At 68.1% G+C, this 24,698-nt stretch carries 21 protein-coding genes; 11 read left to right on the top strand and 10 right to left on the bottom strand.

Features of this window, described 5'->3' with window-relative positions; all coding sequences use genetic code 11:
• Positions 1-150 precede the first annotated feature (150 nt).
• The 6 genes from ASC94_RS27390 (at position 151) to ASC94_RS27365 (ending at position 8,402) form a co-directional block, all read left to right on the top strand.
• Positions 151-2,091 carry a nucleotide exchange factor GrpE gene (locus ASC94_RS27390; protein WP_056403855.1) on the top strand — a complete coding sequence of 647 codons (1,941 nt, stop codon included), beginning with the start codon at positions 151-153 and terminating at the stop codon, positions 2,089-2,091.
• A 336-nt stretch (positions 2,092-2,427) separates the two neighbouring features.
• Positions 2,428-3,996 (top strand): flavin monoamine oxidase family protein, encoded by a 1,569-nt coding sequence (locus ASC94_RS27385; RefSeq protein ID WP_056403852.1) that lies wholly within the window; start codon positions 2,428-2,430, stop codon positions 3,994-3,996.
• Positions 3,993-4,397 carry a cytochrome c gene (locus tag ASC94_RS27380; protein WP_056403849.1) on the top strand — a complete coding sequence of 135 codons (405 nt, stop codon included), beginning with the start codon at positions 3,993-3,995 and terminating at the stop codon, positions 4,395-4,397. The genes ASC94_RS27385 and ASC94_RS27380 overlap by 4 nt, the downstream gene beginning before the upstream one ends.
• A gap of 8 nt (positions 4,398-4,405) precedes the next feature.
• Positions 4,406-4,930, top strand: a complete 525-nt coding sequence (locus ASC94_RS27375; protein WP_056403846.1) for a RidA family protein — start codon at positions 4,406-4,408, stop codon at positions 4,928-4,930.
• 35 nt (positions 4,931-4,965) lie between these two features.
• Complete coding sequence (locus ASC94_RS27370; protein ID WP_056403843.1) at positions 4,966-7,428, top strand: TonB-dependent siderophore receptor; 2,463 nt, start codon at positions 4,966-4,968, stop codon at positions 7,426-7,428.
• 65 nt (positions 7,429-7,493) lie between these two features.
• Positions 7,494-8,402, top strand: a complete 909-nt coding sequence (locus tag ASC94_RS27365) for an alpha/beta hydrolase (RefSeq protein WP_056403839.1) — start codon at positions 7,494-7,496, stop codon at positions 8,400-8,402.
• A gap of 179 nt (positions 8,403-8,581) precedes the next feature.
• Here ASC94_RS27365 and ASC94_RS27360 read toward each other — a convergent pair whose 3' ends face one another.
• A complete protein-coding gene (locus tag ASC94_RS27360; protein ID WP_056404345.1) occupies positions 8,582-8,950 on the bottom strand; it encodes a nucleotide pyrophosphohydrolase in 369 nt (122 codons plus the stop codon).
• Positions 8,950-9,402: a GNAT family N-acetyltransferase gene (locus ASC94_RS27355; protein WP_056403837.1), complete on the bottom strand. Its 453-nt coding sequence runs from the start codon at positions 9,400-9,402 to the stop codon at positions 8,950-8,952. Before ASC94_RS27355 ends, ASC94_RS27360 begins: the two co-directional genes overlap by 1 nt.
• A gap of 396 nt (positions 9,403-9,798) precedes the next feature.
• On the opposite strand from ASC94_RS27355, the gene ASC94_RS27350 reads away from it, so the two are divergent.
• Positions 9,799-11,874 carry a S9 family peptidase gene (locus tag ASC94_RS27350; RefSeq protein WP_056403832.1) on the top strand — a complete coding sequence of 692 codons (2,076 nt, stop codon included), beginning with the start codon at positions 9,799-9,801 and terminating at the stop codon, positions 11,872-11,874.
• A gap of 143 nt (positions 11,875-12,017) precedes the next feature.
• Positions 12,018-12,494 carry a hypothetical protein gene (locus tag ASC94_RS27345; RefSeq protein ID WP_200955837.1) on the top strand — a complete coding sequence of 159 codons (477 nt, stop codon included), beginning with the start codon at positions 12,018-12,020 and terminating at the stop codon, positions 12,492-12,494.
• 9 nt (positions 12,495-12,503) lie between these two features.
• On the opposite strand, the gene ASC94_RS33320 is transcribed toward ASC94_RS27345, so the two are convergent.
• From ASC94_RS33320 to ASC94_RS27330, 4 genes are all read right to left on the bottom strand, one after another.
• Positions 12,504-12,842 carry an HNH endonuclease gene (locus ASC94_RS33320; RefSeq protein WP_056403829.1) on the bottom strand — a complete coding sequence of 113 codons (339 nt, stop codon included), beginning with the start codon at positions 12,840-12,842 and terminating at the stop codon, positions 12,504-12,506.
• Between the two features lie 88 nt (positions 12,843-12,930).
• Complete coding sequence (locus ASC94_RS32830) at positions 12,931-13,260, bottom strand: hypothetical protein (RefSeq protein WP_157201616.1); 330 nt, start codon at positions 13,258-13,260, stop codon at positions 12,931-12,933.
• A 150-nt stretch (positions 13,261-13,410) separates the two neighbouring features.
• Positions 13,411-15,702 (bottom strand): bifunctional diguanylate cyclase/phosphodiesterase, encoded by a 2,292-nt coding sequence (locus ASC94_RS27335; RefSeq protein ID WP_056403827.1) that lies wholly within the window; start codon positions 15,700-15,702, stop codon positions 13,411-13,413.
• A 115-nt stretch (positions 15,703-15,817) separates the two neighbouring features.
• Positions 15,818-16,282, bottom strand: coding sequence for a cache domain-containing protein (locus ASC94_RS27330; protein WP_056403824.1), 465 nt, complete (start codon positions 16,280-16,282; stop codon positions 15,818-15,820).
• Between the two features lie 169 nt (positions 16,283-16,451).
• On the opposite strand from ASC94_RS27330, the gene ASC94_RS27325 reads away from it, so the two are divergent.
• Both ASC94_RS27325 and ASC94_RS27320 read left to right on the top strand, forming a co-directional pair.
• On the top strand, positions 16,452-17,846 hold the full coding sequence (locus ASC94_RS27325) for a pitrilysin family protein (RefSeq protein ID WP_229417430.1): 1,395 nt from the start codon (positions 16,452-16,454) through the stop codon (positions 17,844-17,846).
• Positions 17,847-17,856: 10 nt separating this feature from the next.
• Positions 17,857-19,299, top strand: a complete 1,443-nt coding sequence (locus ASC94_RS27320) for a pitrilysin family protein (RefSeq protein ID WP_056403817.1) — start codon at positions 17,857-17,859, stop codon at positions 19,297-19,299.
• A 16-nt stretch (positions 19,300-19,315) separates the two neighbouring features.
• On the opposite strand, the gene ASC94_RS27315 is transcribed toward ASC94_RS27320, so the two are convergent.
• Positions 19,316-20,263, bottom strand: coding sequence for an alpha/beta fold hydrolase (locus ASC94_RS27315; protein WP_056403816.1), 948 nt, complete (start codon positions 20,261-20,263; stop codon positions 19,316-19,318).
• Positions 20,264-20,306: 43 nt separating this feature from the next.
• Between ASC94_RS27315 and ASC94_RS27310 the strand changes: the two genes are divergently transcribed.
• Positions 20,307-20,882 carry a DUF805 domain-containing protein gene (locus ASC94_RS27310; protein ID WP_056403813.1) on the top strand — a complete coding sequence of 192 codons (576 nt, stop codon included), beginning with the start codon at positions 20,307-20,309 and terminating at the stop codon, positions 20,880-20,882.
• 3 nt (positions 20,883-20,885) lie between these two features.
• Here the strand turns inward: ASC94_RS27310 and ASC94_RS27305 are convergent, their stop codons facing one another.
• The 3 genes from ASC94_RS27305 to ASC94_RS27295 are packed head-to-tail and all read right to left on the bottom strand — an operon-like array spanning position 20,886 to position 24,683.
• Positions 20,886-22,295 (bottom strand): DUF58 domain-containing protein, encoded by a 1,410-nt coding sequence (locus ASC94_RS27305; protein ID WP_056403810.1) that lies wholly within the window; start codon positions 22,293-22,295, stop codon positions 20,886-20,888.
• The gene (locus ASC94_RS27300; RefSeq protein ID WP_056403807.1) at positions 22,292-23,311 is read right to left on the bottom strand and encodes a MoxR family ATPase; all 1,020 of its coding nucleotides are present in this window, start codon (positions 23,309-23,311) and stop codon (positions 22,292-22,294) included. Before ASC94_RS27300 ends, ASC94_RS27305 begins: the two co-directional genes overlap by 4 nt.
• The gene (locus ASC94_RS27295; RefSeq protein WP_056403804.1) at positions 23,298-24,683 is read right to left on the bottom strand and encodes a DUF4350 domain-containing protein; all 1,386 of its coding nucleotides are present in this window, start codon (positions 24,681-24,683) and stop codon (positions 23,298-23,300) included. Before ASC94_RS27295 ends, ASC94_RS27300 begins: the two co-directional genes overlap by 14 nt.
• Positions 24,684-24,698: the final 15 nt, after the last annotated feature.

The raw sequence follows: 24,698 nt of genomic DNA, 5'->3' as shown, positions 1-24,698 counted from the left end.
CGCTATCCCCGCCACGCCCCGCAAGCACTGTTTTTTGCCATCTGGCCTGGAATTTGCTTCTACAGCATTATTTTCCTGTCCAGCGAGGGTGACGTGATATCCCGAAATGACCTTCTTGAATACGCGGGGCCGGATCGCAAAACGATCCGCGTGCTGTGGATAGATGCGGCGCAAACCGCCGCTTATGTGTACGACGTGCAGGCGCTCAGCGCCGAGGCGGAGCTGGCGCGCATGGCCGTGCTGCAGGCCGACCTGGCTTCGGGGCGCGCGCGGCTGCTGCCCGACGATCCCTATATGGTGGTGGTGAACCAGGACATGCTGCCGGAGAAGCACCTGAAGCTGCGCGCCCGCGCCTGGGAGATCGTGCGCGAGCTGACCGCCATGGAGCCGGCCATCTATGAGCCGCGCCGGCGCGGCCAGCTGGTGTCGGAGTACACCCAGCGCCACGGCGTGTCGCACCCCACCATCTACCGCTACCTGCGCCGTTACTGGCAGCGCGGCCAGACGCCGAACGCGCTGCTGCCCGACTACGCCAAATCCGGCGGGCGCGGCAAGACGCGCGCGGCCTCCGAAGGCGTCAAGCGCGGGCGCCCGCGCAAGGAAGGCGCGGCGCCTGGCGTGAACGTGGACGCGCAGATGCGGGCGGTGTTCCGCGTTGCCGTGGCGCGCCATCCGGCCACCCATCCGGGCCTGTCGCGCCGCGCCATCTTCGACCAGATGCTGCGCGACTTCTTCTGCCGGCGCAGCATCGCCCCCGGCACCTTGCGCGTGCAGCGCCACGATGCGGTGCAGGAGCTGCCCACTTTCGGCCAGTTCAGCTATTGGCTGGAGCAGGACCACATGATGGAGCCGCAGCGCATGGCGCCGCCGCTGGCGGCCGATAGCGACATCGCGCGCCCTGGCCGTCCCGGCGCGGCCTTCCGCGTGGAAGCGGTGCGGGCGGAGGTGCAGCTGGTGTCGCGCGCGGACCGCAACCAGGCGACCGGCAAGCCCTGGCTGTACGTGGTAACGGACATTTTCAGCGGCGTGGTGGCGGGCGTCTACGTCAGCATGGAGCAACCCAGCTGGCCGCACGCGCTGATGGCGCTGGCCAACAGCGCGGCCGACAAGCGCCGCTACTGCCTGCGCCACGGCCTCGATATCCCGTCCGGCGCGTGGCCCTCGCGCCACCTGCCGGAACTGTTGTTCGCCGACGCGGCGCTGCTGGGCAATGCCGACGACGGCGCCGACAGCACGCTGCTGAACAACTTCAACGTGCGCTGCCTGGTCGCACCGGGTCAGGCACCGTCGGCGTGGAGCGCGGAGCTGGGCAAGCGCTTCACGCTGCGCCCGCTCGATGCCGCTGCCGCTGGCCAGGGCGCAGCCAACGCCACCGCCACAGCCACCGCCACAGCCACGGCCACAGCCACAGCCACAGCCACAGCCGCAGCCACAGCCACAGCCACAGCCACAGCCACGGCCACGGCCACAGCCAGCGACACCGCCGCAGCGGCAGCTGCGTCTGAAGCGGTAGCGGCCGCGGGCGAGGCTGGCGTGGCCGCGCCGCTGCCGTGCGGACGGCTGGACGCCGTGCTCGACCTGGAGCAGTTCACCCGCATCGTCATCAACGGCGTGCTGGCCTACAACCACGCGCGCCAGCCGGACGGCACCACGCCGCAGCAGCTGTGGGACTGGGGCGTGGCACAGCGCGGCACGGCCTTGCGGCAGTACGCCGAGGAGCTGGTCCATTGCAGCCTGCTGCCGGTGCACGACGCGGTTGTCACCGCCGAAGGGATCTGCCTGCACGGCACCTACTACAGCTGCGGGCGGGCGGTGGAAGGGCGCTGGTTCGAGCGCGCCGCACAGCGCGGCCAGTGGCACGTGAAGGTCGCGTGCGACACCTCCAGCCTGGACACCATCTACCTGCTCGACCCGCAGGCGCCGATGCATTTCCACGCCTGCCATATCGCCGAGCGCAGCGTGGCGCACCGGCGCCTGTCGTCGGCCGAGGTGGCGCGCCTGCGCGCCAGCGACTTCCTGGCCCGCCAGCACATTGCGCCGCCGGGCCAGTACGCCAGTTTCGAACGCATCGTGGCCGCGCTGGCAGGCTAGCATTCCCCTTGGCGGGGCATCGCGATGGTGCGCTGCATCAAAATAGCACATTGAAAGTGACAGGCCGTGGCGCTTACCCGCCACGGCCTTTTTCATTGTCGTGGACGGCAGTATGCTGCACTGCAAAATAGAGTTGCGCGCGCGGGAAAAGAGTCCGTTCGCCGCCGCCGCGCCGGACCGCCGGCTGCCGCTCTGGGGCGGCGCCGCCACGCAGCCACATTGTTTTTACGCTTTGCCGATCTTTGTTTTATTTCGCATATGTATATTACATTTATGATTTATTGGCACGGCGATTGCTAAGCAATCAGGGTAGTTTCAACTACCTGGAGGTTGCCGATGATAAGCAGGAGAGATTTCTTGTACCGGGCCGCAGCAGTCGGCGGCACGGGCCTGATGCTGAACACGATGAGTGCCTGGGGCATGGGCATCGAGTCGACGATGTCCGCGCCGCCCGCCCTGAGCGGCAGCGGCAAGGGCAAGAAGGTGGTGATCCTGGGCGCCGGCCTGGCCGGCATGACGGCGGCGTTCGAGCTGGCCAAGCTGGGCTACCAGTGCCAGGTGCTGGAAGCGCGAGCCTTTGCCGGCGGGCGCTGCCAGACCGCGCGCAAGGGCTTCGCGCTCACGGAGCTGGGCGGCGAAGAGCAGCGCTGCCAGTTCGACCAGGGCCAGTACATCAACCACGGTCCGTGGCGCATCCCGTTGCACCACCAGTCCACGCTGCACTACACGCGCTTGTTCGAGGTGCCGCTGGAAGTGATGGTGAACGATAACGACCATTCCATCGTCTACCTGGAAAACGGCGGTCCGCTGTCGCGGCAGCGCCTGCGGCCCGCGCAGATCAAGGCCGACATGCGCGGCCACGTGGCCGAGCTGCTGGCCAAGTCGGTCAAATCCAAGCAGATCGACCAGGCGCTCACCGAGCAGGACCAGCGACTGCTGCTGGACTACCTGGCGCACGAAGGCCAGCTGGACGCGGGCGACCTGCGCTACAAGGGGCGCAGCGGGCGCGGCTACGCGGTCAATCCCGGCGCCGGCATGATGCCCGGCGCGGGCAAGGAGTCCGACCCGCTGGGCTTCAGGGAGCTGCTGGAATCGAAGGTCGGCAATGTGTACAGCGCCGTGCAGGACTTCCCCATGCAGAACACCATGTTCCAGCCGGTGGGCGGCATGGACCAGATTGCGAAGGCGTTTGAAAAACGCGTCGGAAAAAACATCCGTTTCCGCGCCGAGGTGCAGACCATACGCCACGGCGAAAACCATGTGGCGGTGACCTACAAGGACACCGCCAGCGGCAAGGTCGCCACCGTGCAGGCCGACTACTGCCTGTGCACCATCCCGCTGTCCGTGCTGCGCATGATCGACACCGACTTCTCTCCCAAGTTCAAGGCCGCCATCAAGCAGGTGGCCTATGCGCCGGTCGGCAAAATCGGCCTGCAGATGAAGCGCCGCTTCTGGGAAGAGGACGACCAGATCTACGGCGGCCACGTGCTCACCGACATCAAGGGCATCAACACCATTTCGCTGCCCTCGTCCAGCTGGCAAAAGCAGAAGGGCGTGCTGCTGGGCTACTACAACTACCAGACGGCGGCCATCGAGGTAAGCGCCATGACGCCGGCCGAGCGCGCCGAATTCGCCGTGGCGGCGGGCGAAAAGATCTTCCCCGCCTACCGCGAATCGTTCGAGAGCGCCTTTTCGGTGGCCTGGCACCGGGTGCAGTACAACCTGGGCGGCTGGGCCGACTGGAACGACGAGAGCCGCAAGCAGGCCTACCCGGTGCTGCTGGAGGGCGAGGGCCGCGTGCTGCTGGCCGGCGAACACCTGAGCTATCTGACCGGCTGGCAGGCCGGCGCCATCGAGTCGGCCTGGCAGCAGCTGGCCAAGATCCATGAAAGGGCCAGCGCATGAGGCGTTCCACCGCAACGTTGATGGCGGCCGCGTCGGCCGTCGCCGCCCTGGCAGCGGCGCCGCACGCGCGCGCCGACGGCAAGGCGCTGTTCCAGAAGAACTGCGCCGCGTGCCACCAGGCCAGCGGCAAGGGCATACCGGGTGCCTTCCCCGCGCTGGCGGGCAATCCGCTGGTGCAGGGGCCCGCGCCGGAGGTGGCCATGGTGCTGCTGCAGGGGCGCGGCGGCATGCCCGACTTCAGCGCCAGCCTGAGCGACGACGACATCGCCGCCGTGCTCAGTTTCGCGCGCGCGGCCTGGGGCAACAAGGCGCCGCCGTTGAAGGCAGAAGAAGTGGGCGCGCTGCGCAGCCAGCTCGGCGTGCCGCAATACGCGAACGGCCAGATGTCCAACAAACACTGAAAGCAGCCATGAACAAAACTACCGTATCGAACGCCTTCGCCATGCTGGCGCTGCTGTCCTCGGCCGGCCTGGCCCAGGCCCAGTCCCAGGTCCAGCCGCAGGCGCAAGAGATTGTCCGCCACAAGATCCCCGGCTCGGATTTTCCCATCGCCCAGGCGGTGACGCTGCCGCCCAACGCCACCATCCACTTCATCAGCGGGCAGGTGCCGCCGGTGATCGACAAGGCCGCCGCGCCGGACTCGCTGGCGGCCTATGGCGACACCAAGACCCAGACCATGGGCGTGCTGAAAAAGATCGACGAGATCCTTAAGAGCATGAACCTGGCCATGGGCGACGTGGTGAAGATGCAGGTGTTCCTGGTGGGCGACCCGGCCAAGGGCGGCCGCGCCGACGTGAAGGGCTTCATGGAAGCCTACACGCAGTACTTCGGCGGCAGCCAGCCCAACCTGCCCGCGCGCGCCGTGATGCAGGTGGCCGCGCTGAACGTGCCGGGCTGGCTGGTGGAAATCGAAGTGGTCGCCGCAAAAAAATAAGCACCAAACCATATCAACATTGAAGGGGTATCGTTATGCAGAAGGCCAGACTGAAAGCATGCGCAGCAGCCATCATGGTGCTGTACTCGGGACTCTCGTATGCGGCGGAAGAAGCCAGCGGCGCGCAGGCCGACGCGGTGGCCGGCGCCGCCGTCACGCCCTCGTCGGCGGGCGCGGTGATCGTCACCGGCACCCGCGCCAGCGGCCTGAAGGTGGAGAACAGCGCCTCGCCCATCCAGGTGCTGGACAACGCCTCGCTGGCGCGCACCGGCCAGCCCGACCTGATGCAGGCGCTGGCGCAGAACCTGCCGTCTTTCACGGCCCAGGCCTTCGGCGGCGACACCGCCAACCTGACCCTGTCGGCCCGCCTGCGCGGCCTGAGCCCCAACAACACCCTGGTGCTGGTGAACGGCAAGCGCCGCCACGGCACCTCCAACCTGGCGGTGCTGGGCGGGCCGTTCCAGGGCGGGGCGGCGGCCGACCTGAGCTACATCCCGGTGGCCATGATCGACCACATCGAGGTGCTGCAGGACGGCGCGGCGGCCCAGTACGGCACCGACGCCATCGCCGGCGTGATCAACATCATCCTCAAGTCCAACAACAAGGGCGGCACCTTCAACGTGAACGGCGGCGGCTACTCCGACGGCGGCGGCAGGACCGCCGACGGCATGGGCAACGCCGGCTTCACGCCGTTCGACCGGGCCTTCGTGAGCCTGAGCGCGGAATCGAAATACCACGACTTTTCCAACCGCGGCGGCCTCGATCCGCGCGTGGTGGACGCGGCCAACATCAAGAACATGCCCTTGCTGCAGGCGCCGGGCTACCCCAACCTGAACAAGATCAGCGGCGACGCGCAGTACCACCTCACCGTCTTCGGCGTGAACGCCGGCTACGACATCGACGACGATACTTCCCTCTACGCCTTCGGCACCGTGGGCCGCAAGGAGGCGCGCGCCTACGAGAACTACCGCATGCCCAACCGGCTGCCGCAGGTTTATCCGCTCGGTTTCAGCCCCAAGGAAACCATCAAGGACCAGGACTATGCGTTCACCGCCGGCATGAAGGGCAAGCTCGCGGGCGCCTGGAACTGGGAGCTGAGCACCACCTATGGCCGCGACAAGGCGGAAATCGGGGTCGAGGATTCGGCCAACGTGTCGCTGTACCAGGACAAGGGATTCACGCCCACCGTGTTTGCCGCCGGCGCCTTCATCGCCACCCAGTGGACCAACAACCTGGACTTCAGCCGTGAACTGAACCTGGTGGGGACCAGGCCGGCCACCTTCGCGCTCGGCCTGGAGTACCGGGTGGACAAGTACCAGATCCAGGCCGGCGACGAGTTCTCGCGCTACAAGGAGGGCTCGCAGTCCTATCCCGGCTTCTCGCTGACCGACGCCGGCAAGCATGACCGCAACAACAAGGCGGTGTACGCCAACCTGATCGTATTCCCGGTGGACGCGCTGACGGTGGACCTGGCCGCGCGCTACGAGCACTTCAGCGACTTCGGCAACGCCAAGGTGGGCAAGATCACCAGCCGCTACGACTTCTCGCCCGCCTTCGCGCTGCGCGGCACGGTCAGCAACGGCTTCCGCGCGCCCACGCTGGCCGAGCAGTACTATTCGGCCACCAATGTGTCGCCGCGCAGCGCCTTCGTGCAGCTGGCGCCCAATTCGCCGGGCGCCGCGCTGGTGGGCGTGAATGGCCTGAAGCCGGAGAAGTCCACCAACTTCAGCGCCGGCCTGGTGCTCAACCCGTCGAGCAATGTCGCGCTCACGCTGGACGCCTACCAGATCACCATCCGCGACCGCATCGTCGGCAGCGGTTCGCTGTACGGCTCCGGCGGCGCGGACAACTCGCCGGCGGTCACGGCGGCCATCCTCGCCAACGGCAACGTGCTCGATCCGACGGTGGTGCAGACCGGTATCAACATCTTCTCCAACGCCGTCAACACCCGCTCGCGCGGCCTGGAGTTCGTGGCCACCTTGAACAGCAACTACGGCGACTATGGCAGGGTGGACTGGTCGGCGGCCGCCAACTACAACAAGGTCACCGTCATCAAGGTGAACCAGGCGCCGGTGCAGCTGCGGCCGCAAACCCTGCTCGACAAGACCGCCATCTCGGACATCGAGACCGCGTCGCCTAAAATGCGCCTGAACCTGGGCGCCTTGTGGAAGAAGGGCGCGTGGACCGTGAACCTGCGCGAGGCGATCTATGGCAAGTCGTCCGAATGGGGCACGCCGGACGGCGCGGATTACTACAAGACCGAGATCGGCGTGACGGCGGTCACCGACCTGGAAGTGAGCTACCGCATGAGCAACGGCTGGACCCTGTCGGCAGGCGGCAACAACCTGTTCAACAAGTATCCGGACCAGGTGAACGCCCAGCTGCTGGCCGTGTACCGCGCCAACCTGGACAACTCGGCGGTGACGGTCTATCCCTCGTTCTCGCCGTTCGGTATCAATGGCGGCTACTACTACGCGCGCGCCAGCTACAAGTTCTAAGGCGGCATGACAGCCGGGGCAAGGCGCGGTATGCTGCGCCTTGTCCCGTTTTTTATGGATAGCCCATGCTGACCACCTTCCGCAAGACCCTGTGTGCCGCAGCCATTGCCGGCGCAGCCGGCGGCCACGCCGCAGCCACGGCCGCGCCCATGACGCTGCAGGACTACCTGGCGCTGTCCGGCCCCAAGCCGGACCGCCACCTGGCCTACGGCGGCGCGCCGTCGCAGTTCGTGGAGCTGTTCAAGCCGGCCGGGCCGGGACCGTTCCCGGTGGTGATCCTGATCCACGGCGGCTGCTGGACCGTGCATTTCGGCGGCATCGCGCAGATGCACAACATGGCGGGGGACCTGGTGAAGCACGGCATCGCGGTGTGGAACGTGGAGTACCGCAGGGTGGACGAGGAGGGAGGCGGCTACCCAGGCATGTACCAGGACGTGGCCACGGCGGTGGACCGGCTCAGGCAGGAGGCGGACGCGCACGGGCTGGATTTGACGCGCGTGGTGGCGGTGGGCCATTCGGCCGGCGGGCATCTGGCGCAGTGGGCCGCGTCGCGCCACCGGCTGCCGCAGTCCAGCCCCGTGTGGCGCGCGGCGCCGCTGGCCATACCGCAGGTGATCAGCCTGGGCGGGCTGGCGGATTTGCGCAACGAGGAGCAGCTGATCAAGACCAGCTGCGAGCGCGACATGGTGCAGCTCACCGGCCTGCCCAGCGCGGCGCGGCCGGACGTGTTTGCGGACACGTCGCCGGCCGAGCTGCTGCCGGCCGGGGTGCGCACGGTGCTCGTCACGGGGGAGCTTGATACGGTGTCGCCGGTGCGCGTGGCGCAGGATTACGCGCGCCGCGCCAGGGCGGCGGGCGACGCGGCCGAGGTGGTGGTGCTGCCCAATGCCAGCCATTATGATGAGGTGGCCGCCACCTCGCCGGCGTGGGTATTGGTGCTGGGCGAGATCCGCAAGGCGCTCGGGCTGCGGTGAGGTGCGCCTGGCGGGTTACGCGGCCTTGCCGCTAACCCGCCCTACGGAAAATACGAGGGCGACGGCTCTGCCGTAGGGCGGGTTAGCGCGCAGCGCGTAACCCGCCAACGCGCCGCCAACGCGCCGCCAATGCGCCGCCAACGCGCCGCCAATGCGCCGCCAATGCGCCGCCCATGCACTCAATATTCGTTATATTTCCGCATATCCCCGCGCACCTGCTCGGCCGGGTATTTGGCGCGGTTGAGCTCCATTTTTTCCAGCACCGCGCTGCGCAGGTCCACGCCGGTCTTGTCGGCCAGCTGGATCAGGTACAGCATCACGTCGGCCAGTTCATGGCGGATGCCTTCGCGCTTGCGCGCGTCGAGCTCGTGGTCGGCGCCGGTCGGCAGCCACTGGAAGTGCTCGGCCAGTTCGGCCGCTTCCACCGTGAGTGCCATGGCCAGGTTTTTGGGCGTGTGGAACTGGCCCCAGTCGCGCTCTGCCGCGAAGGCGCGCGCCAGGTCGCGCAGTTCCAGCAGGCTGTCTTGCGGTGCGGCCGGCTGCGCCATCATTGCACCGCCTTGCGCATGAAGACGCTGAGCGGGTCGTCGCGGTAGTCGCCGTACGGGCCGCAGCGCTGGTAGCCCAGCCGTTCGTACAGCGCGATCGCCTCCGGCTGCGACGGGCCGGTCTCCAGGGTGTACAGCGCCGCGCCGCGCTGCGCGGCGGCCTGTTCCAGCAGCGTGAGCATGCGCCGCGCCAGGCCCTGGCCGCGCGCTTCCGGCCGCACGTACATTCGCTTGACCTCGGCGAACGCCGGCGTCACCACCATGGCGCCGCAGCCTAGCGCCGCGCCATCCGCGCCGCGCGCCACCGCGAACAGCACATTGGGCTGCTTCAGCGAGGCCAGGTCCAGCGCGTACACGCTTTCCGGCGGATAGAGGGTCAGCTGGTAGGCGTCCAGGTCGGCGATGAGGGCGATGATTTCGGGCTGGTCCGGCGTTTCAAAGTCGATGTGCATGGTCGAAATTCGGGGGCGTGATGGGAGAGGGGACGGGTGTGGCTGCCATTGTAGCGCAAGGGCGTGCACGTGGCGCAGGGGCATGCAGGGACGCTATGTGCGGCGGGCGGGGGCGAGAAAAATACTATCTCGGCGCCGCGAAAGCTCGCTATATTGAATCTTAGCGGGACGCGAATGCGCGTCCCTGCGGCGCACGCTGTGCCGGTACCAATGCCGGGCCGCCGCGCTGAGGGTGTTGTAGCAAGCCGCGGGCGAGTCCGCCGTCCGCGGTGTCTCCCTTTTCCGCCGGCTCCCGCGGGGCGCCGGCGGGCCTCTTTCGCCCGCAATTCTTGGTATTATGTCCGACTGCGCCGGCCACAAGCTGGCCTTTTTTATAACGATGTCGGAGATAACCGCATGAAATTACGTCTGCTGGTATTGGCGGCCGCGCTTGCCGCGTCCGGTGCTCAGCACGCACAAGCCGCCCCGCGCGGCTTTACCGTGGAAGACCTGGTGAAAATGGAACGCGTCGGCAGCCCGCTGCTGTCGCCGGACGCGTCCAAGGTGGTGTACACGGTGCGTTCCACGAATATGGACAAGAACCGCGGCAACACCCAGCTGTGGATGCTGGACCTGCGCGCGGCCAAACCGGCGCCGGTGCGCCTGACCCAGGCCGACGCCAGCAGCACCGATCCCGAATGGTCACCGTCCGGCGACGCGGTCTACTTCCTGTCCGCGCGCAGCGGCAGCAACCAGGTGTGGCGCCTGCCGCTGGCCGGCGGCGAGGCGGCGCGCGTGACCGACCTGCCGGTGGACGTGGAAAACTTCCGCCTCTCGCCGCAGGGCGACCGCCTGGCCATGAGCCTGGCCGTGTTCCGCGACTGCGCCGACCTGGCCTGCAGCAAGGCGCGCCTGGAAGCGCAAGCAAAGAACAAGGCCACCGGCAAGGTCTACGACCGCCTGTTCGTGCGCCACTGGGACACCTGGAACGACGGCCGCAACAACGTGCTGTACACCGCGCCCATCGACGCCAGCGGCAAGGTCAGCGCCGCGCCGGTGAGCCTGAGCGGCACCATCGACGGCGACGTGCCGTCCAAGCCTTTCGGCGACCATGACGAGTACCAGTTCAGCCCGGACGGCAAGACTCTGGTGTTCTCGGCCCGCGTGGCCGGCAAGACCGAAGCCTGGTCCACCAATTTCGACCTGTTCAGCGTGCCGGCCACCGGCGGCGCGCCGCGCAACCTGACCGTCGACAATCCTGCCTGGGACACCCGCGCGCAGTTCTCGCCGGACGGTAAGACCCTGGCCTACACCGCCATGAAGCGCCCCACCTTCGAGGCGGACCGCTTCCACCTGGTGCTGATGGACGTCGCCACCGGCAAGCAGCGCGCGCTCACCGACGCGTGGGACCGCTCGGTGGCCGACTACCGCTGGGCACCGGACGGGAAGACCCTGCTGGCCACGGCCGACGACGTGGGCCAGCACCGCCTGTTCAGCATCGACGCGGCCAGCGGCAAGGCCAGCGCCGTCTCCGGCCCCGGTTACGTGTCGGCCTTCAGCGTGGCGCGCGACACGGTGGTGATGGCGCAAGCCTCGCTGGCGTCGGGCGCGCAGCTGTACAAGTTCAAGCTCGGCGCCGCCGGTGCCGGCCCTGCCAAAGCCGACAAGCTGACCAGTGTGAACGAGGCCGCGCTGGCCGACGTGCGCTTCGGCGAGTATGAGCAGTTCTCCTTCAAGGGCGCCAACGGCGACACCGTGTACGGCCACGTGATGAAGCCGTGGAACGCGCAGCCGGGCCAGAAGTACCCGATCGCCTTCCTGGTGCACGGCGGCCCGCAAGGCAGCTTCGGCAACTCGTGGAGCTACCGCTGGAACCCGCAGGTGTACGCCGGCGCCGGCTACGCCACGGTCTTCATCGACTTCCACGGCTCCACCGGCTACGGCCAGGCGTTCACGGATTCGATCAGCGGCGACTGGGGCGGCAAGCCGCTGGAAGACCTGAAGAAGGGCATGGACGCGGCGGTGGCCAAGTTCCCGTGGCTGGACCGCGAGCGCAGCTGCGCGCTGGGCGCCTCGTACGGCGGCTACATGATGAACTGGATCGAGGGTAACTGGGCCGACGGCTTCAAGTGCATCGTCAACCACGACGGCGTGTTCGACATCCGCGGCATGGCGTATTCGACCGAGGAGATCTGGTTCACCGAGTGGGAATACGGCGGCCCGTACTACAAGGCGGTTGAGTCGCACGAGAAGTTCAACCCGGTGCACCACGTGGCCAAGTGGAAGACCCCGATGCTGGTGGTGCAGGGCGACCTGGACTTCCGCATCCCGACCGCCCAGGCGCTGGGCACCTTCACCGCGCTGCAGCGCCAGGGCATCGACAGCAAGCTGCTGGTGTTCCCCGACGAGAACCACTGGGTGCTCAAGCCCGCCAACTCGGTGCAGTGGCACCATACGGTGCTGGACTGGCTGAAAACCTACACAAAAAAGTAAGCACCGCAATTGTTTTTCTGAAGCCGGCCCGCTGCGTCTCTTCGCGGCGGGCTTTTTTTATTTCCGTGAGTATTGGTTAGTTTTCGGTAGGCAATGATCGGCTAAGCTGGGTTTCCAAAACAATATAATGAAACGGGAATAACATGATGATCAAATTGGCTACGCTGGCAGCCCTGCTGGCACTGACGGGCTGCGCGTCGATCTCGGGCGAAAAAATGCAGCCGCTGTCGGTAATCACAGTGCACGACAACAAGGAAGTGGCTGGTATCGGCTGCACGTTGACTAACGATGCAGGTAGCTGGTTTCTGACTAGCCCGGCTAGCGTCACGGTGCACAAGAGCACTGGCGATCTTGCCATCGACTGCAAGAAAGACCGTTACGCGGGCAATGCAAACGTCGTGTCGAAGTCGAACGGCGCGGTGTGGGGCAACATCTTGGTGGGCGGCGGCATTGGTTATATTATCGACCGCAATACTGGCGCCGGCTTTGATTATCCGGCCAGCGTGACCATCGTGATGCGCCAGATCGAAAACGTGATCGGCGCGCCTTCAGCAGCGCCTGCATCGCCGGCCGTCAGCGCCATCCCTGCTGTGGCTGACGTTGCCGCCAAGGCCAACTAGGCGCCGTCCTCAATACCACTCCAGATTGGCAACGGCGTTGTTGCGCTTGTTGCCGTCCTTGTGGCGCACGCGGGTGCGGCCGGACGGGTTGGGGAGGTGGGCTTCGGCCACCAGGTCGTGAACGAAGAACTGGCCGGTGCGGCTGCCGTTGCTGAGCGTGACGCGCAAGCCGTCCGGCATGGCCAGCGCGCGCAGGCACTTCACCTGCGGGCCGCGCGTGCGCAGCACGCGGCCGTCGCGCGAGACCACGTAGAAATCGCTGCCCTTGACCGGCTTGGTGCCGGCGGCGCGAAACGAGTAGGCAAGGGCGGCAGCCAGCAGGCATACCGCAACGACAATCAATTCCATAGTGTTCAGGAAGGTGCGAAGAACGCTAATGATAGCGGACCGCGCCCACACCGCCCCGTTTTTAGCGCACAGCGCCCGCCATCAGTCGTCAAGCGCGCCATTTTCGAGCCGGCGCTGCTTGGGAATGCGCCGCTCCAATTGGTGGGTGGACGTGTGATGGATGCGTTGCATTAGCGTGAGCGTTGCCGGGGCCTGCCATCATCAGGGTGAACTGGCGCGATGGCAGGAACAGGCATTTCCATTGATATCCGCGCATCGCGGCCGCCGCTTCGCGCTGGGCGGCGATCCAGTGTTTGACCGCGTGGCTCAGCGCCTCGGGGGCGCTCAGGGTGCTGTTCGATGTCCGCAGATAAGTCGTCAGTTCGAGGTATGCAGCTGGCGGTACCCCTGCCGCCTGCGTCTGTATAACCATGCTCATTCCCCTTTCTTATTGTGTCTCGTTTTGTCTCGTTCTGTCTGTTGGACAGCGCGAGACAGAATGAGTTCAAAAGAGACAAAATGAGATGGCGGAACAAGACAGCTTATACAGAGGGAGCTGCGGCGGCATGCCGCCACCGCCCCCTCCAAATTATGCGGCCAGCCGCGCCAGCAGGGCGTCCAGCGGGGCGGGGCGGGCGTACAGGTAGCCCTGCATGCCGTGGCAGTCGCTGTTGATGAGGAAGTCCGCCTGCGCCTGCGTTTCCACGCCTTCGGCCACCACCTTCAGGCCCAGGTGGTGCGCCATCGCCAGGATGGTCTGCACGATGGCTGTCACCGAGGCGTCGGCCGGGGTGTCCTGGATGAAGCTGCGGTCGATCTTCAGCTCATACAGCGGCATCTTCTTCAAATAGGCCAGGCTGGAGTAGCCGGTGCCGAAATCGTCGATCGAGAAGCGGATGCCCAGGGCGGCCAGCTGGCGCATGCGCAGCACCGTGTCCTCCAGTTTTTCGACCAGCAAGCCCTCGGTCACTTCGAAGATCAGCAGCTCGGCCGGCGCGCCCGTTTCGGCCAGCAGCGCGCGCACCTGTTCCACGAACTGCGGCTGGCGGAACTGGCTCGGGCTCACGTTCACCGACAGCGGCAGCGCATGGCCGGCCGCCTGCAGCCGCAGCACCGCGTCGCAGGCCTGGCGCATGGCCCAGGCGCCCAGCGCCAGGATCTGGCCCGATTCCTCGGCCAGCGGAATGAACTGCGCCGGCGACACCCAGCTGCCGTCCGCGCGCTGCCACCGCATCAGCAGCTCGGCGCCGATGATGGCGCCGTCGCTGTCCACCTGCGCCTGGTAATGCATGGCCAGCTCGCGGTTCTCGATCGCCTGCGCCAGATCGCGCTCCAGGTTCAGGCGCTGCTCCACCTCGGCCTGCATGGCCGCCTCGAAGAAGGCGATGCCGTTGCGGCCGTCCGCCTTGGCGCGGTACATGGCGATGTCCGCTTCACGCAGCAAGTCCTGCGCGCTCTGCTCGCCGGCCGCGCCTGCTGCGCCCTTGGGCAGCAGGGTCACGCCGATGCTGGCCGAGCTGCTGTAGGCCTGGCCGTCGATCACGAAATCCTCCGCGATGGTGGCGCGGATCTTCTCGGCCACCACCAGCGCCGCGTGCGCCGCCGTGGCATGCACCCCGCTCAGGTGCGCCAGCAGCACCACGAATTCGTCGCCGCCGATGCGCGCCACCGTGTCGGCCTTGCGCATCAGCTGCGCCAGGCGCGCGGCCGCGTTCTTCAGCAGCGCGTCGCCGGTGGCGTGGCCGCGCGCGTCATTGATGTATTTGAAGTTGTCCAGGTCGATGAACATCACCGCGCTGTACTGGCTGTTGCGCTCGGAGCTGGCCAGCAGCTTGTCGATGCGGTCCATCAGCAGGCGCCGGTTCGGCAGGCCGGTCAGCACGTCGAAGTAAGCCAGGCGGTGGATGTCGTCCTCGGATTTCTTGCGCTCGGTGATGTCGCGCTCCACCGCCACCCAGTGCGTGTTGTTGCCGCCTTCATCCGAGATCGGCACCAGCTCGCGCTCCACCCAGTACGGCTCGCCGTAGCGGGTGTAGTTCAGCAGCTCGGCGCGCACCGCCTCGCTGCGCGCCATGGCCTGGTTGATGCGGTCCAGCGTGCCGGTGGCGGTGTCCGGCCCCTGCAGCAGGCGCAGGCTGCCGCCCAGCATGGCGTCGCGGTTGTAGCCGCTGCGCCGCTCGAAGGCGCGGTTGACGAAGATGATGCGCTGCTCGGTGCCCGCCACTTCGGCGATGCTGACCATGTCGTTCAGGCGCGCCACGGCGGCGGCGGTCAGGCGCAGCTCGGCGTTCAGCGCGGTCAGCTCCTGCTGCCCCTGTTCCAGCGAGGCGGCGGTGGCGCGCAGCTCGCCGATGGAGGTTTCCAGCCGCTGCAGCAGCACGCCGCAGGACAGGGTCAGCACCGCCGTGATGAACAGGTAGTTGGAGGTGATCACGCTCCATTTCAGGAAGGAGGCCAGCTCCAGGCCCTGCAGGTCGGGGATGGTGTTGGTGTAGAAGCCGATCACCAGCAGCGCCAGCGTGTCGATGGCCAGCGCCCACAGGCCGGCGCGCAGCCCGAGCAGCAGCGCGGCCAGTACCGGCACGGCCATCAGGTAGATCTGGCTGACCGGGCCCACCTTGACCAGCAGGCCCACGCCGAAGATGAAGGTGACCGCCAGGAAGTTCAGCACCCGCGCGCCGTAGGAGATGCCGGGCAGGCGCAGGATGCCGAGTATCCACACCAGCGCCACCACGTCCAGCACCACCACCGACCACAGGTTTTCCGAAATGCTGAGCAGGATGCTGGGCACGGCCGTAACCACGCCCAGGCCCAGGACGAACTGCAGGATGCGCTTGAAGATCTGGCCGCGCCAGTGCGCGACGTCGTTTAGCGCTGCCAATCGCAGCCCTCCTTCGTGGCGAGTAACATGGATTTTTCTTGGTGTTGTTGCTTACCAGACATGTTACCTGCAAACCCGCATGCTGTCACGGTTTGGAGGGGCGGGGCGGTGCGCCTTACTGCGGTTTGTAGACGCCGCAGCCGACGATCAGGTCGTCGACCTTTTCAATATACATGGACTTGGGCTCGATCTTCTTGGTCAGCGGATCGAGGAATTTGTAGTCCTGCCAGCCCTTGCCCTTGGTCTTGATGATCTCGATGCGCTCGCGCATGTAGTACTTGCCGTCGCCGTCGCGGATGTCGATCAGGTCCTTGCCTATCATGCGCGGGTTCTGGCCGTGCGCCAGGTTTTTCCCGTTCAGGTCATACACCACCACGTACAGGTCGCGGTCGGTGAACTGGCCGTGCGCATCGTTGATCTCGGCGAAGGCCTTGTCCTTGCCGTTGGCCTTGATGAATGCGATGGCTTTCTTGGCCATGGCCATGGCTTCTTCCGGCGTGCCGCGTTCGGCGGCGCGCGCCGGCAGCCCGGCCAGCAGGAGGGAAGTACCAAGAGTTAGTAGCATCAGCCTGCGTTTCATGGAGCGCCTCCGGCGGTTGTGGATGTGGCTCCATCTTAGCCCAAAAAAAAAGGTGGCATTCGCAATAATTGGTGAGTATCTTTTGCGATGTAACAGGCAAAATTGCTGATTCGGCAAAAGCCGAAAACGCTCTCCGATTGAAAGGCTCTCGAAAGGCTCCCCTATGCGCATGCGCCACCTTCCCGTCCTGCTGGCTGCCGCCATGCTCACCCTGTCCGCGCGCGCTGCCGGCGCCGACCGCTGGGACGTGCCGGTCCACGTCAAGCAGCTCGACAACGGCCTGACCGTCATCGTCACTGAAGACCACAGCTCGCCCACCGTGGGCGTGAGCGTGGTGTACCGGGTGGGCATGCGCCTGGAGCCGAAGAACCGCACCGGCTTTGCCCACCTGTTCGAGCACCTGATGTTCCAGGGCACGCCGAACGCACCCAAGGGCGTGTTCGACAAGACCATCACCGGCGGCGGCGGGCGCAACAACGGTTCCACCCGCGCCGACTTCACCAACTACATCGAGACCGCGCCGGCCTCCGCGCTGGACGCCATCCTGTGGCTGGAAGCGGACCGCATGAAGACCCTGGACTTCAACGAGAAAACGCTGAAGAACCAGCAGGACGTGGTGAAGGAGGAGATCCGCGTGAACGTGAAGAACCAGCCGTACGGCGGCTTCATGTGGATCGACATCGGCCAGCACGCGTTCCAGAAATGGGAAAACAACCACGACGGCTACGGCAGCTTCCAGGATCTGGAAGGCGCCAGCCTGGACGACGTGCGCGCCTTCCACCGCGACTACTACGGCCCCAACAACGCGGTGCTGGCCATTGCCGGCGACGTGACGCCGCAGCAGGGCTACGCGCTGGCGCAGAAGTATTTCGGCGCCATCCCCAAGCGGCCCACGCCGGCCTTCGGCGACTTCAGCGAAGGCTTGAACACGGCTGAAAAGCGCGTCGAGCAGAGCGACGCGCTGGCGCAGGTGCCGGCGCTGGCGGCGGCGTGGAAGATGCCGCAGCGCGGCAGCAAGGACCAGGCGCCGATGGCCGTGCTGGGCGAACTGCTGGCCGGCGGCGACGCCTCGCGCCTGTACCAGGGCCTGGTCAAGGGCCGCGAGCTGGCGCTCAACCTGTCGCCGCTGTACGGCCTGACCGGCCCATGGGAATACGACGGCCCCACCTTGTTTACGGTGTTCGCCATGTACAAGCCCACCAGCAGCGCCGACGCAGTGCTGGCGGCCATGGACGAGGAGATTGCCAGGGTGGCCAGGGACGGCGTGGACGCGGCCACCCTGCAGCGCGTGAAAACGGCCATGCTGGCGGACTGGTACAACAAGCTGGAAAGCTATATCAACCGCGCCGACACCCTGGCCAAGCTGCAAACGCTGTGGGGCGACGCCAGGGTGGTCAACAAGATCCCCGGCTGGATCGAGGGCGTCAAGCCGGAAGACATCCAGCGCGTGGCGGCCACCTACCTGACCCGGGCCAACCGCACCGTGATCGACCGCAAGCCGGCGCCGAAGGAAGCCCCGGCCGCCCCGGCCTCCACCCCGGCCCCGGCCCCCGCCACGAAATAAGGAGCGCACCATGAAAAAACTGATACTGGCCGTGGCCATCTCCACGCTGTGCGCGCCGCTGCTGCACGCCCAGACCGCCGCTGCCGCCAAGGACGACGCGGCGCCGGCAGCGCCGGCCGTGTCGCCGGTGCCGCCCTACGGCGCCGACAAGCCGCTGCCGGTGCCGAAGATCGCCAGGAAGACCCTGGCCAACGGCCTGGAAGTATGGGTGGTGCCGCGCCAGGGCCTGCCGCGCGTGGACTTCGTGCTGGCCGTGCGCGGCGCCGGCTACGCGGCCGACGACGCCCAGCATCCGGCCATGGCCAGCCTGCTGGCCAACCTGCTCAACGAAGGCACCGCCAAGCGCAGCTCGCGCGCCATCGCCGAAGCGGCGCAGGGCATGGGCGGCAGCGTGGGCGCCTCCACCGCCAACGACGGCATCACCGTGTCCGGCAACGCGCTGGCGTCGAACGCCGCCGCCATGGCCGCGCTGCTGGCCGAGGTGGCGCGCACACCGGCCTTCCCCGAAGAGGAAGTCACGCTGGCCAAGACCAACGCCCTGCAGGCGCTCAAGGCGGCCGAAGCGCGCCCGGCCTTCCGCGCCGAGCGCGCCATCTCGCGCGCCGTCTACGGCGACCATCCGTATGGCCGCACCACCGCCACCGCCGAATCGATCAGCTCCACCGACGCCGCGCTGCTGCGCGCCGAACACGCCAGGCGCTTCCGCCCCGAGCGCAGCCTGCTGGTGATCACCGGCCGCATCAAGGAGGCGGACGCCATGAAGCTGGCCGCATCGGCCTTCGGCGACTGGCGCGCCAGCGGCCCGGCGCTGCCGGAAACACCGCCGGCCGCCGCCGCCATGCCGCCGCAGCGCCTGCTGCTGGAGCGTCCCGGCAGCGTGCAAGCCACCTTGCGCCTGGGCCGTCCGGGCGCCGCCGCCAGCGTGGAAGACCACGTGCCGCTGCGCCTGGCCAGCACCATCCTGGGCGGGGGCTTCAGCAGCCGCGTCAACCTCAACCTGCGCGAAGAAAAGGGCTACACCTACGGCGCCTCGGCCGGCGCCCGCATGAGCCGCAACGGCGGCGCCATCATCGGCGGCGCGGACGTGCGCAACGAAGTCGCCGGCGCCGCGCTGGGCGAATATTTCAAGGAATACCGCAAGCTGGGCACGGAGCTGGTGAGCGACGATGAAATGCGCATGAACAAGCGCTACGTGGCCGGCTCCTACCTGCTTACCAACCAGCTGCAGGGCGCGGTGGCCGCCACGCTGGCGGCCAACTGGCTGGCCGGCCTGCCGCCCGAATTCCTCGGCAGCTTCGTACCGAAGATCCAGAAAGTGAGCGCCGAGCAGGTGCGCGACATGGGCAGGAAATACTTCACCCCGGAGACGCAGTCCGTGGTGGTGGTGGGCGACAGGAAGGCCATCGAAGAACAGCTCAAGCAATTCGGCGAGTTCACCGTCACCGACCGCTAGCAGGTGCAGGCGCCGCTCAGGCCAGGGTGCGGCGGAAGTCCAGGTAGTCCTGCGCGGTGCGCCTGGGCGCTTCCACCATCGGCAAGTGGCCCACGCCCGCCATCATCACCGTGCGGCTGCGCGGGAACAGGCGGGCCAGGGCGGCGGCGCCGGACGGGTGCAATATCCTGTCCTGCTCGCCCCACGCCACCAGCGCCGGGATGGCGGCGTACTGCGGCTGCGGCTGCAGCAGCGGCGCAGCAGCCACCTGGCGCATGATGGCCGTGTGCAGCGCGAAGTCGGCGGCGGCGCGCCGGCCCAGCGCGGTGAGCACGGAATAGGGCAGGAAGGGGCGCTCTGCGGTGCAGGTGTCCATAAGGGCGCCGTAGTCCTGCTCTTGCCGCACCAGCAGCGGCATGTCGCCGCTGGCCTCGTAGCGCTGCAGCACTTCGGAGCTGTGCGCGGCCTCGGTGCCGGCCGCGTCCAGCAGCCACAGGCTGGCCACCCGTTCCGGCCAGGCGGCGGCAAACTGCGCGGCAATGAAGCCGCCCATGGAATTGCCGCCCAGGTGGACCTTGCCGGGCGCCACCTGGTCCAGCAGCGCGCGCAGGCGCTCGGCCTGTTGCGCGATGCTGTAGCCGGCCTGCGGGTCGCGCCCGGCCTCGCCGAAGCCGGGCAGGTCCGGGCACAGCACGCGGTAGTGCGGCGTGAGCCAGCGCGCCATGCGGGTGAAGTTGTCCTTGTCGCCGGCGAAGCCGTGCAGCAGCACCAGGGTCTCGCCCTTGCCGCCCTCCAGGTAGGGCATGGCGAAGCCGGGCACGCTGGCCTGGCGCAGGCGCAGGCCGGCGCGCAGCCGCTCCAGCGCCAGGCCGGCGCGCGCAGCCGGCAGCGGCGCCAGGCGGTCGAACAAGACCAGCGCCATCAGCAGCGCGGCGCCCAGCGACAGCAGGGCGCTGATGAAATAAACCAGTTGTTGCGTATCCATGACAGGCTTTTCCTTTTAAACGAATCACACTACAGGAGCATCCATGAACACCACCGTGAACACCCCCAATCCCTACTCGGCGCCCGGCGCCGCCCTGTCCGGCGCGGCCGCCGGCCAGGACAGCTACCAGCCGCGCCTGTGGGCCTGGCGCGGGCGCATCGGCCGGCTGCGCTACCTGGCCTACCTGTTCATCATCTCCCTCATCAACATGCTGCCGGTGACCATCGTGATGGGCGTGCTGGGCGCGGCCGGCGTGCTGGCCAACAACCCGGAAGCGATAGTCGGCATCAGCACCCTGCTGTACCTGCCGCTGCTGGTGTTCAGCTTTGTGCTGGCCAAGCGCCGCTTCAACGACGCCAACCGCTCCGGCTGGTTTTCGCTGCTGCTGTGGGTGCCGCTGGTGAACTTTGTCGTCTCGCTGTACCTGATCTTCGCGCGCGGCGACGAGGGCAGCAACGACTTCGGCCCGCCGCCGGCGCCCAACAGCACCGCAATCAAGGTGCTGGGCCTGGTGCTGCCGGTGCTGGTGATCGTGCTCGGCATCCTGGCCGCCGTCGCCATCCCGGCCTACCAGGATTATACGCAGCGGGCGCGCGCCGCATCGAGCCAGGGCCTGTAAGGCCTACAGCTGGCCGCTTTCCTTGATGTCCAGGTAGCGGCCCAGCAGCGCCGCGCTGAGCTGGCCGGGCGCCACGTCCACCAGCGCGTTGGCGCGCAGGCCCAGGCGCCGGATCGCTTCGCGCCGCTGCTGCAGGTACAGCATGGCGGCCGGCTGGCGCAGCGCGTCCTGGAAGCCGGCCACCGGCGCGGCGGCGGCGCGGTCCAGCGCCTGCTCGCGCAGGCTGGCGCACAGCACCATGTGGCGCGTGCCGAGCAGCTCGCAGGCGCTGCGCATGGCCTGGTCGTCCTCGTCGCGCAGGTTGGTGATCAACACCACGAAAGCGCGCTTGGACAGCTTGTTCATCAGCGCGCCCGCCGCCAGGGTGTAATCGGGCGCGCTTTCATCGGGCTGCACGTCGTACACGCCGGCCAGCAGGCGGTCGAAGCCGGCGCGGCCCTTGGCCGGCGCCAGCCAGCGCCCGTCGGTGCCGCCGGCCGCGCCGCCGAAGGTCATCAAGCCCACCGCGTCGCCCTGTTTCTGCGCCACGAAGCCCAGCGTGAGCACCGCCTGCAGCGCGTGGTCGAAGTGGCTGCCCGCTTCGCCCGCGTCCTGCCCGCCCCCGCTCTGCGCGCCCCCGTCCCGCGCGCTGGCGCCTTGTTCGCTGGCCAGCATGCGCCGGCCGCAGTCCAGCAGGAACACCACCTGCTGGTCGCGTTCCTCCTGGTATTCGCGGGCGATGGGCTTGCGCTGGCGCGCAGTGGCCTTCCAGTCGATCGCGCGCAGGCTGTCGCCCTGGCGGTACTCGCGCAGCTGGCGGAAGTCCGTGCCCTCGCCGCGCCGCCGCTTGCGGACGGCGCCGGCCGCCGGCGCGCGGCGGTCGGTAGCCTGCAGGGTCTGGCCCAGCAGGCGCGAATAATCGGGGAACACCTTGACCGCCTGCTGCGGCCCGAGGCGGCGGGTGCGCTGCCACAAGCCCCAGGGCGTGGCCACGCGCACGTGCGGCTGGCCGAACTGCGCGTTGCCGCGCCGGTCCGGCTTGACCCGGTAGGCCAGCGACACGAACGCGCCGCCGTCCACGGTGCAGGCGTGCGGCATGCCCTCCATGGCCCAGGCGGCGGGGTAGTCGTCGAACAGTTCCAGGTGCAGCGGGCGCGTGCCCAGGTTGTGCACCGTCAGCGTCACGCCGTGCCACAGCGCCACCGGCAGCACGCCGGGCAGCTGGCGTTCCAGCCGCAGCGGCGGCGCGCGCAGCGCCTGCCAGGCGTCGGCCAGTGCGGCGGCCAGCAGCGCGGCGCCGGCCAGCCACCACGCGGCGGCCAGCGCCTGAGCCGGGGCCGACCCCAGGCCGGCTTGCGCCGCGCCCACGCTGGCGGCCGCGCCCGCGCCGGCCCAGGCCAGCACCAGCAACAGCAGGCGGCGCGAAGGCGTCATGCGCGCGGCGCGGCGATCTGCTGCACCAGCGCCGCCAGCAGCTGGTCGCTGTTCAGGCCATCGAGTTCGCTTTCCGGCGAAATCGCGATGCGGTGGCGCAGCACCGGCAGGCTGGCCTGCTTGATGTCGTCCGGCGTCACGTAGTCGCGGCCCGCCAGCAGGGCCATGGCGCGCGCGATGCGCACCAGCGCGATGCTGCCGCGCGGCCCGGCGCCGATGGCAATGCCGGGCCAGTCGCGCGTGGCGCGCACCAGGCGCACCGCGTAGCTGGCCACGCTGTCGTCGACCCGGATGCGCGCCACCAGCTGCTGCAGCGCCAGCACGGTTTCCGGCTTGACCAGGGTGGCCACGGCGGCCACGTCCAGCCCGTCGCCCACGCGGTTGCGCGTCACCGCCTGCAGCATGGCCTGCTCCTCGCCCTCGCTCGGGTAGGCGATGCGCACCTTGATCAGGAAGCGGTCCAGCTGCGCTTCCGGCAGCGGATACGTGCCCTCGTTCTCCAGCGGATTCTGGGTGGCCAGCACCATGAACGGCGGCGCCAGCAGGTGCGCCTCGCCTTCGATGGTCACCTGGCTTTCCTGCATCGCCTCCAGCAGCGCGGACTGGGTCTTGGCCGGCGCGCGGTTGATCTCGTCGGCCAGCAGCAGGTTGGCGAACACCGGGCCCTTGCGCACGCTGAAGGTCTGGTTCTTCAGGTCGAACACGGCGTGGCCCATCACGTCGGCCGGCATCAGGTCGGGCGTGAACTGGATACGCGAGAACTCGCCGGCGAAGGTCTTGGCCAGCGCGCGCACCAGCAGCGTCTTGCCCAGGCCGGGCACGCCCTCCACCAGCACGTGGCCGCCGGCCAGCATGCAGGCCAGCACCTGCTCGATCACCTCTTCCTGGCCCACCACCGCACGGCGGATTTCCTCGCCCATGCGGCGGACGATGTCGAGCGCCTGCTGCAGGCGCTCGGGGCCGATGCCGCTGGCTGTGCTGTCGTCGTTCGGGGCTGGCTGATTACTGTCGTTCATAATGGGTTCTCACTTGTTGGAGTAGCTGGATCTGGCGCGTGAAGGCGGCCGGGTGGGGCGCGGCCGGCCCGGCCAGCGCGCTGCGCATCTCGGCCGGCTGGGCGTTGCACAGGCGCGCCAGGCGCGCCGCCTTGTCATCCTCTGCAAGCGGCTGCAGTTCCGGCGCGCGGCGCCGCAGCAGGGCGAGGGTCTCCTGGCGCGCGGCGGCCAGCAGCACCTCGCGCCCGCCCTTGGCGCGCCACAGCCAGTTGCCGCTCGCCTCCACGTGCTCCAGCAGCGAGCGGCGCTCGCCGGAGGGCTCGGGCAGCAGGGGACCGAAACGGCGCGCCGCGCGCCACAGCAGCAGCGCAAGCAGCAGGGCCAGCGCGGTCAGCGGCATCCACGCGGCGCGCCACAGCAAGGCGTACCAGGGCGAGGCGTCGGCGTGCAGCACCACCATGACGTTGCGGCCCTGCTGGTTCAGGCGAGTAAGGCCCAGCAGCAGTTCGGCGTGGTCGAAGCGCGGCAGGCGCTGGTTGTTGAAGTAATTGTCGGACACCATGGCGATGTGGCCGCGGCCCTCGGCGTACACGCGCACGGACATGCCGTCGAAGTCGCTCCAGGCGGGCTGGCGGCCTTCGCGTATGGTCTGCAGCACTTCGGTGCCGGTGTCCAGCGCGAGCGGATAGGCGGCGCCGGGCAGGGGGACGCAGGTGAGCTGGCGCGGCTCTTTCGGCTTGTCCACCGCGCCCGATGGTTTTCCGGGGGCGCGTTGCCGCGCCTGCTCCTGCGCCGGCTCCGGATGCTGGTCCTCTTCCTGGTCCTCGTCCTCGTCGTCCTGGCCGTCCTCGTCGTCCTCCGGCGGCAGCGCCGCGATGGCGCCGTTGACCGTGTCGCAGCTGGCGCGCAGCTTGTTGCGGTAGCTCAGGGCAACGCCGAAACGCGCGCCCAGCGGGTCCGGTTCCGTCAGCGGCGCCAGGCGCTTGCGCGCGCCGGGGCGGTCCGGCTTGCCGTCGTCGCCGTAGTGCAGCGCCACCCACTTGGGCTGCATCACGACGGTGTTGCCGCGCCGGACCCAGTCCAGCAGCTGGGCCGCCTGTACCGGGTCGACCTGGCCGCTGTTATCGGCCAGGATCAGCGTACCGCCGGGCAGTTTGCCCAGGCCGGCGCCGCTCAGGCTCTTTTCCACGCTGACGGTGTAGCCGTGCTGCTTGAGCAGCGTGCCGGCGGCCAGCATGGGGTTGTCGATGGCCAGCGGCGAGATATAAGTGACCGCGTTCGGCGAGCGCTCCATGACGGCGTACCAGAGCGCCACGCAGCCCGCCAGCGCCGCCAGGCAGCCCAGCGCGACCAGCGCGCGTATGCCGGCCCTGCGGCCCGGGCGGCGCGGCATGGCTTGCCCTGCGGC

It is taken from the genome of Massilia sp. Root418, from assembly GCF_001425265.1.
In the GTDB taxonomy this organism is placed as follows: domain Bacteria; phylum Pseudomonadota; class Gammaproteobacteria; order Burkholderiales; family Burkholderiaceae_D; genus Rugamonas.
Note: the sequence above shows the minus strand (reverse complement) of the source record. Positions and strands in the feature narration are given on the sequence as shown.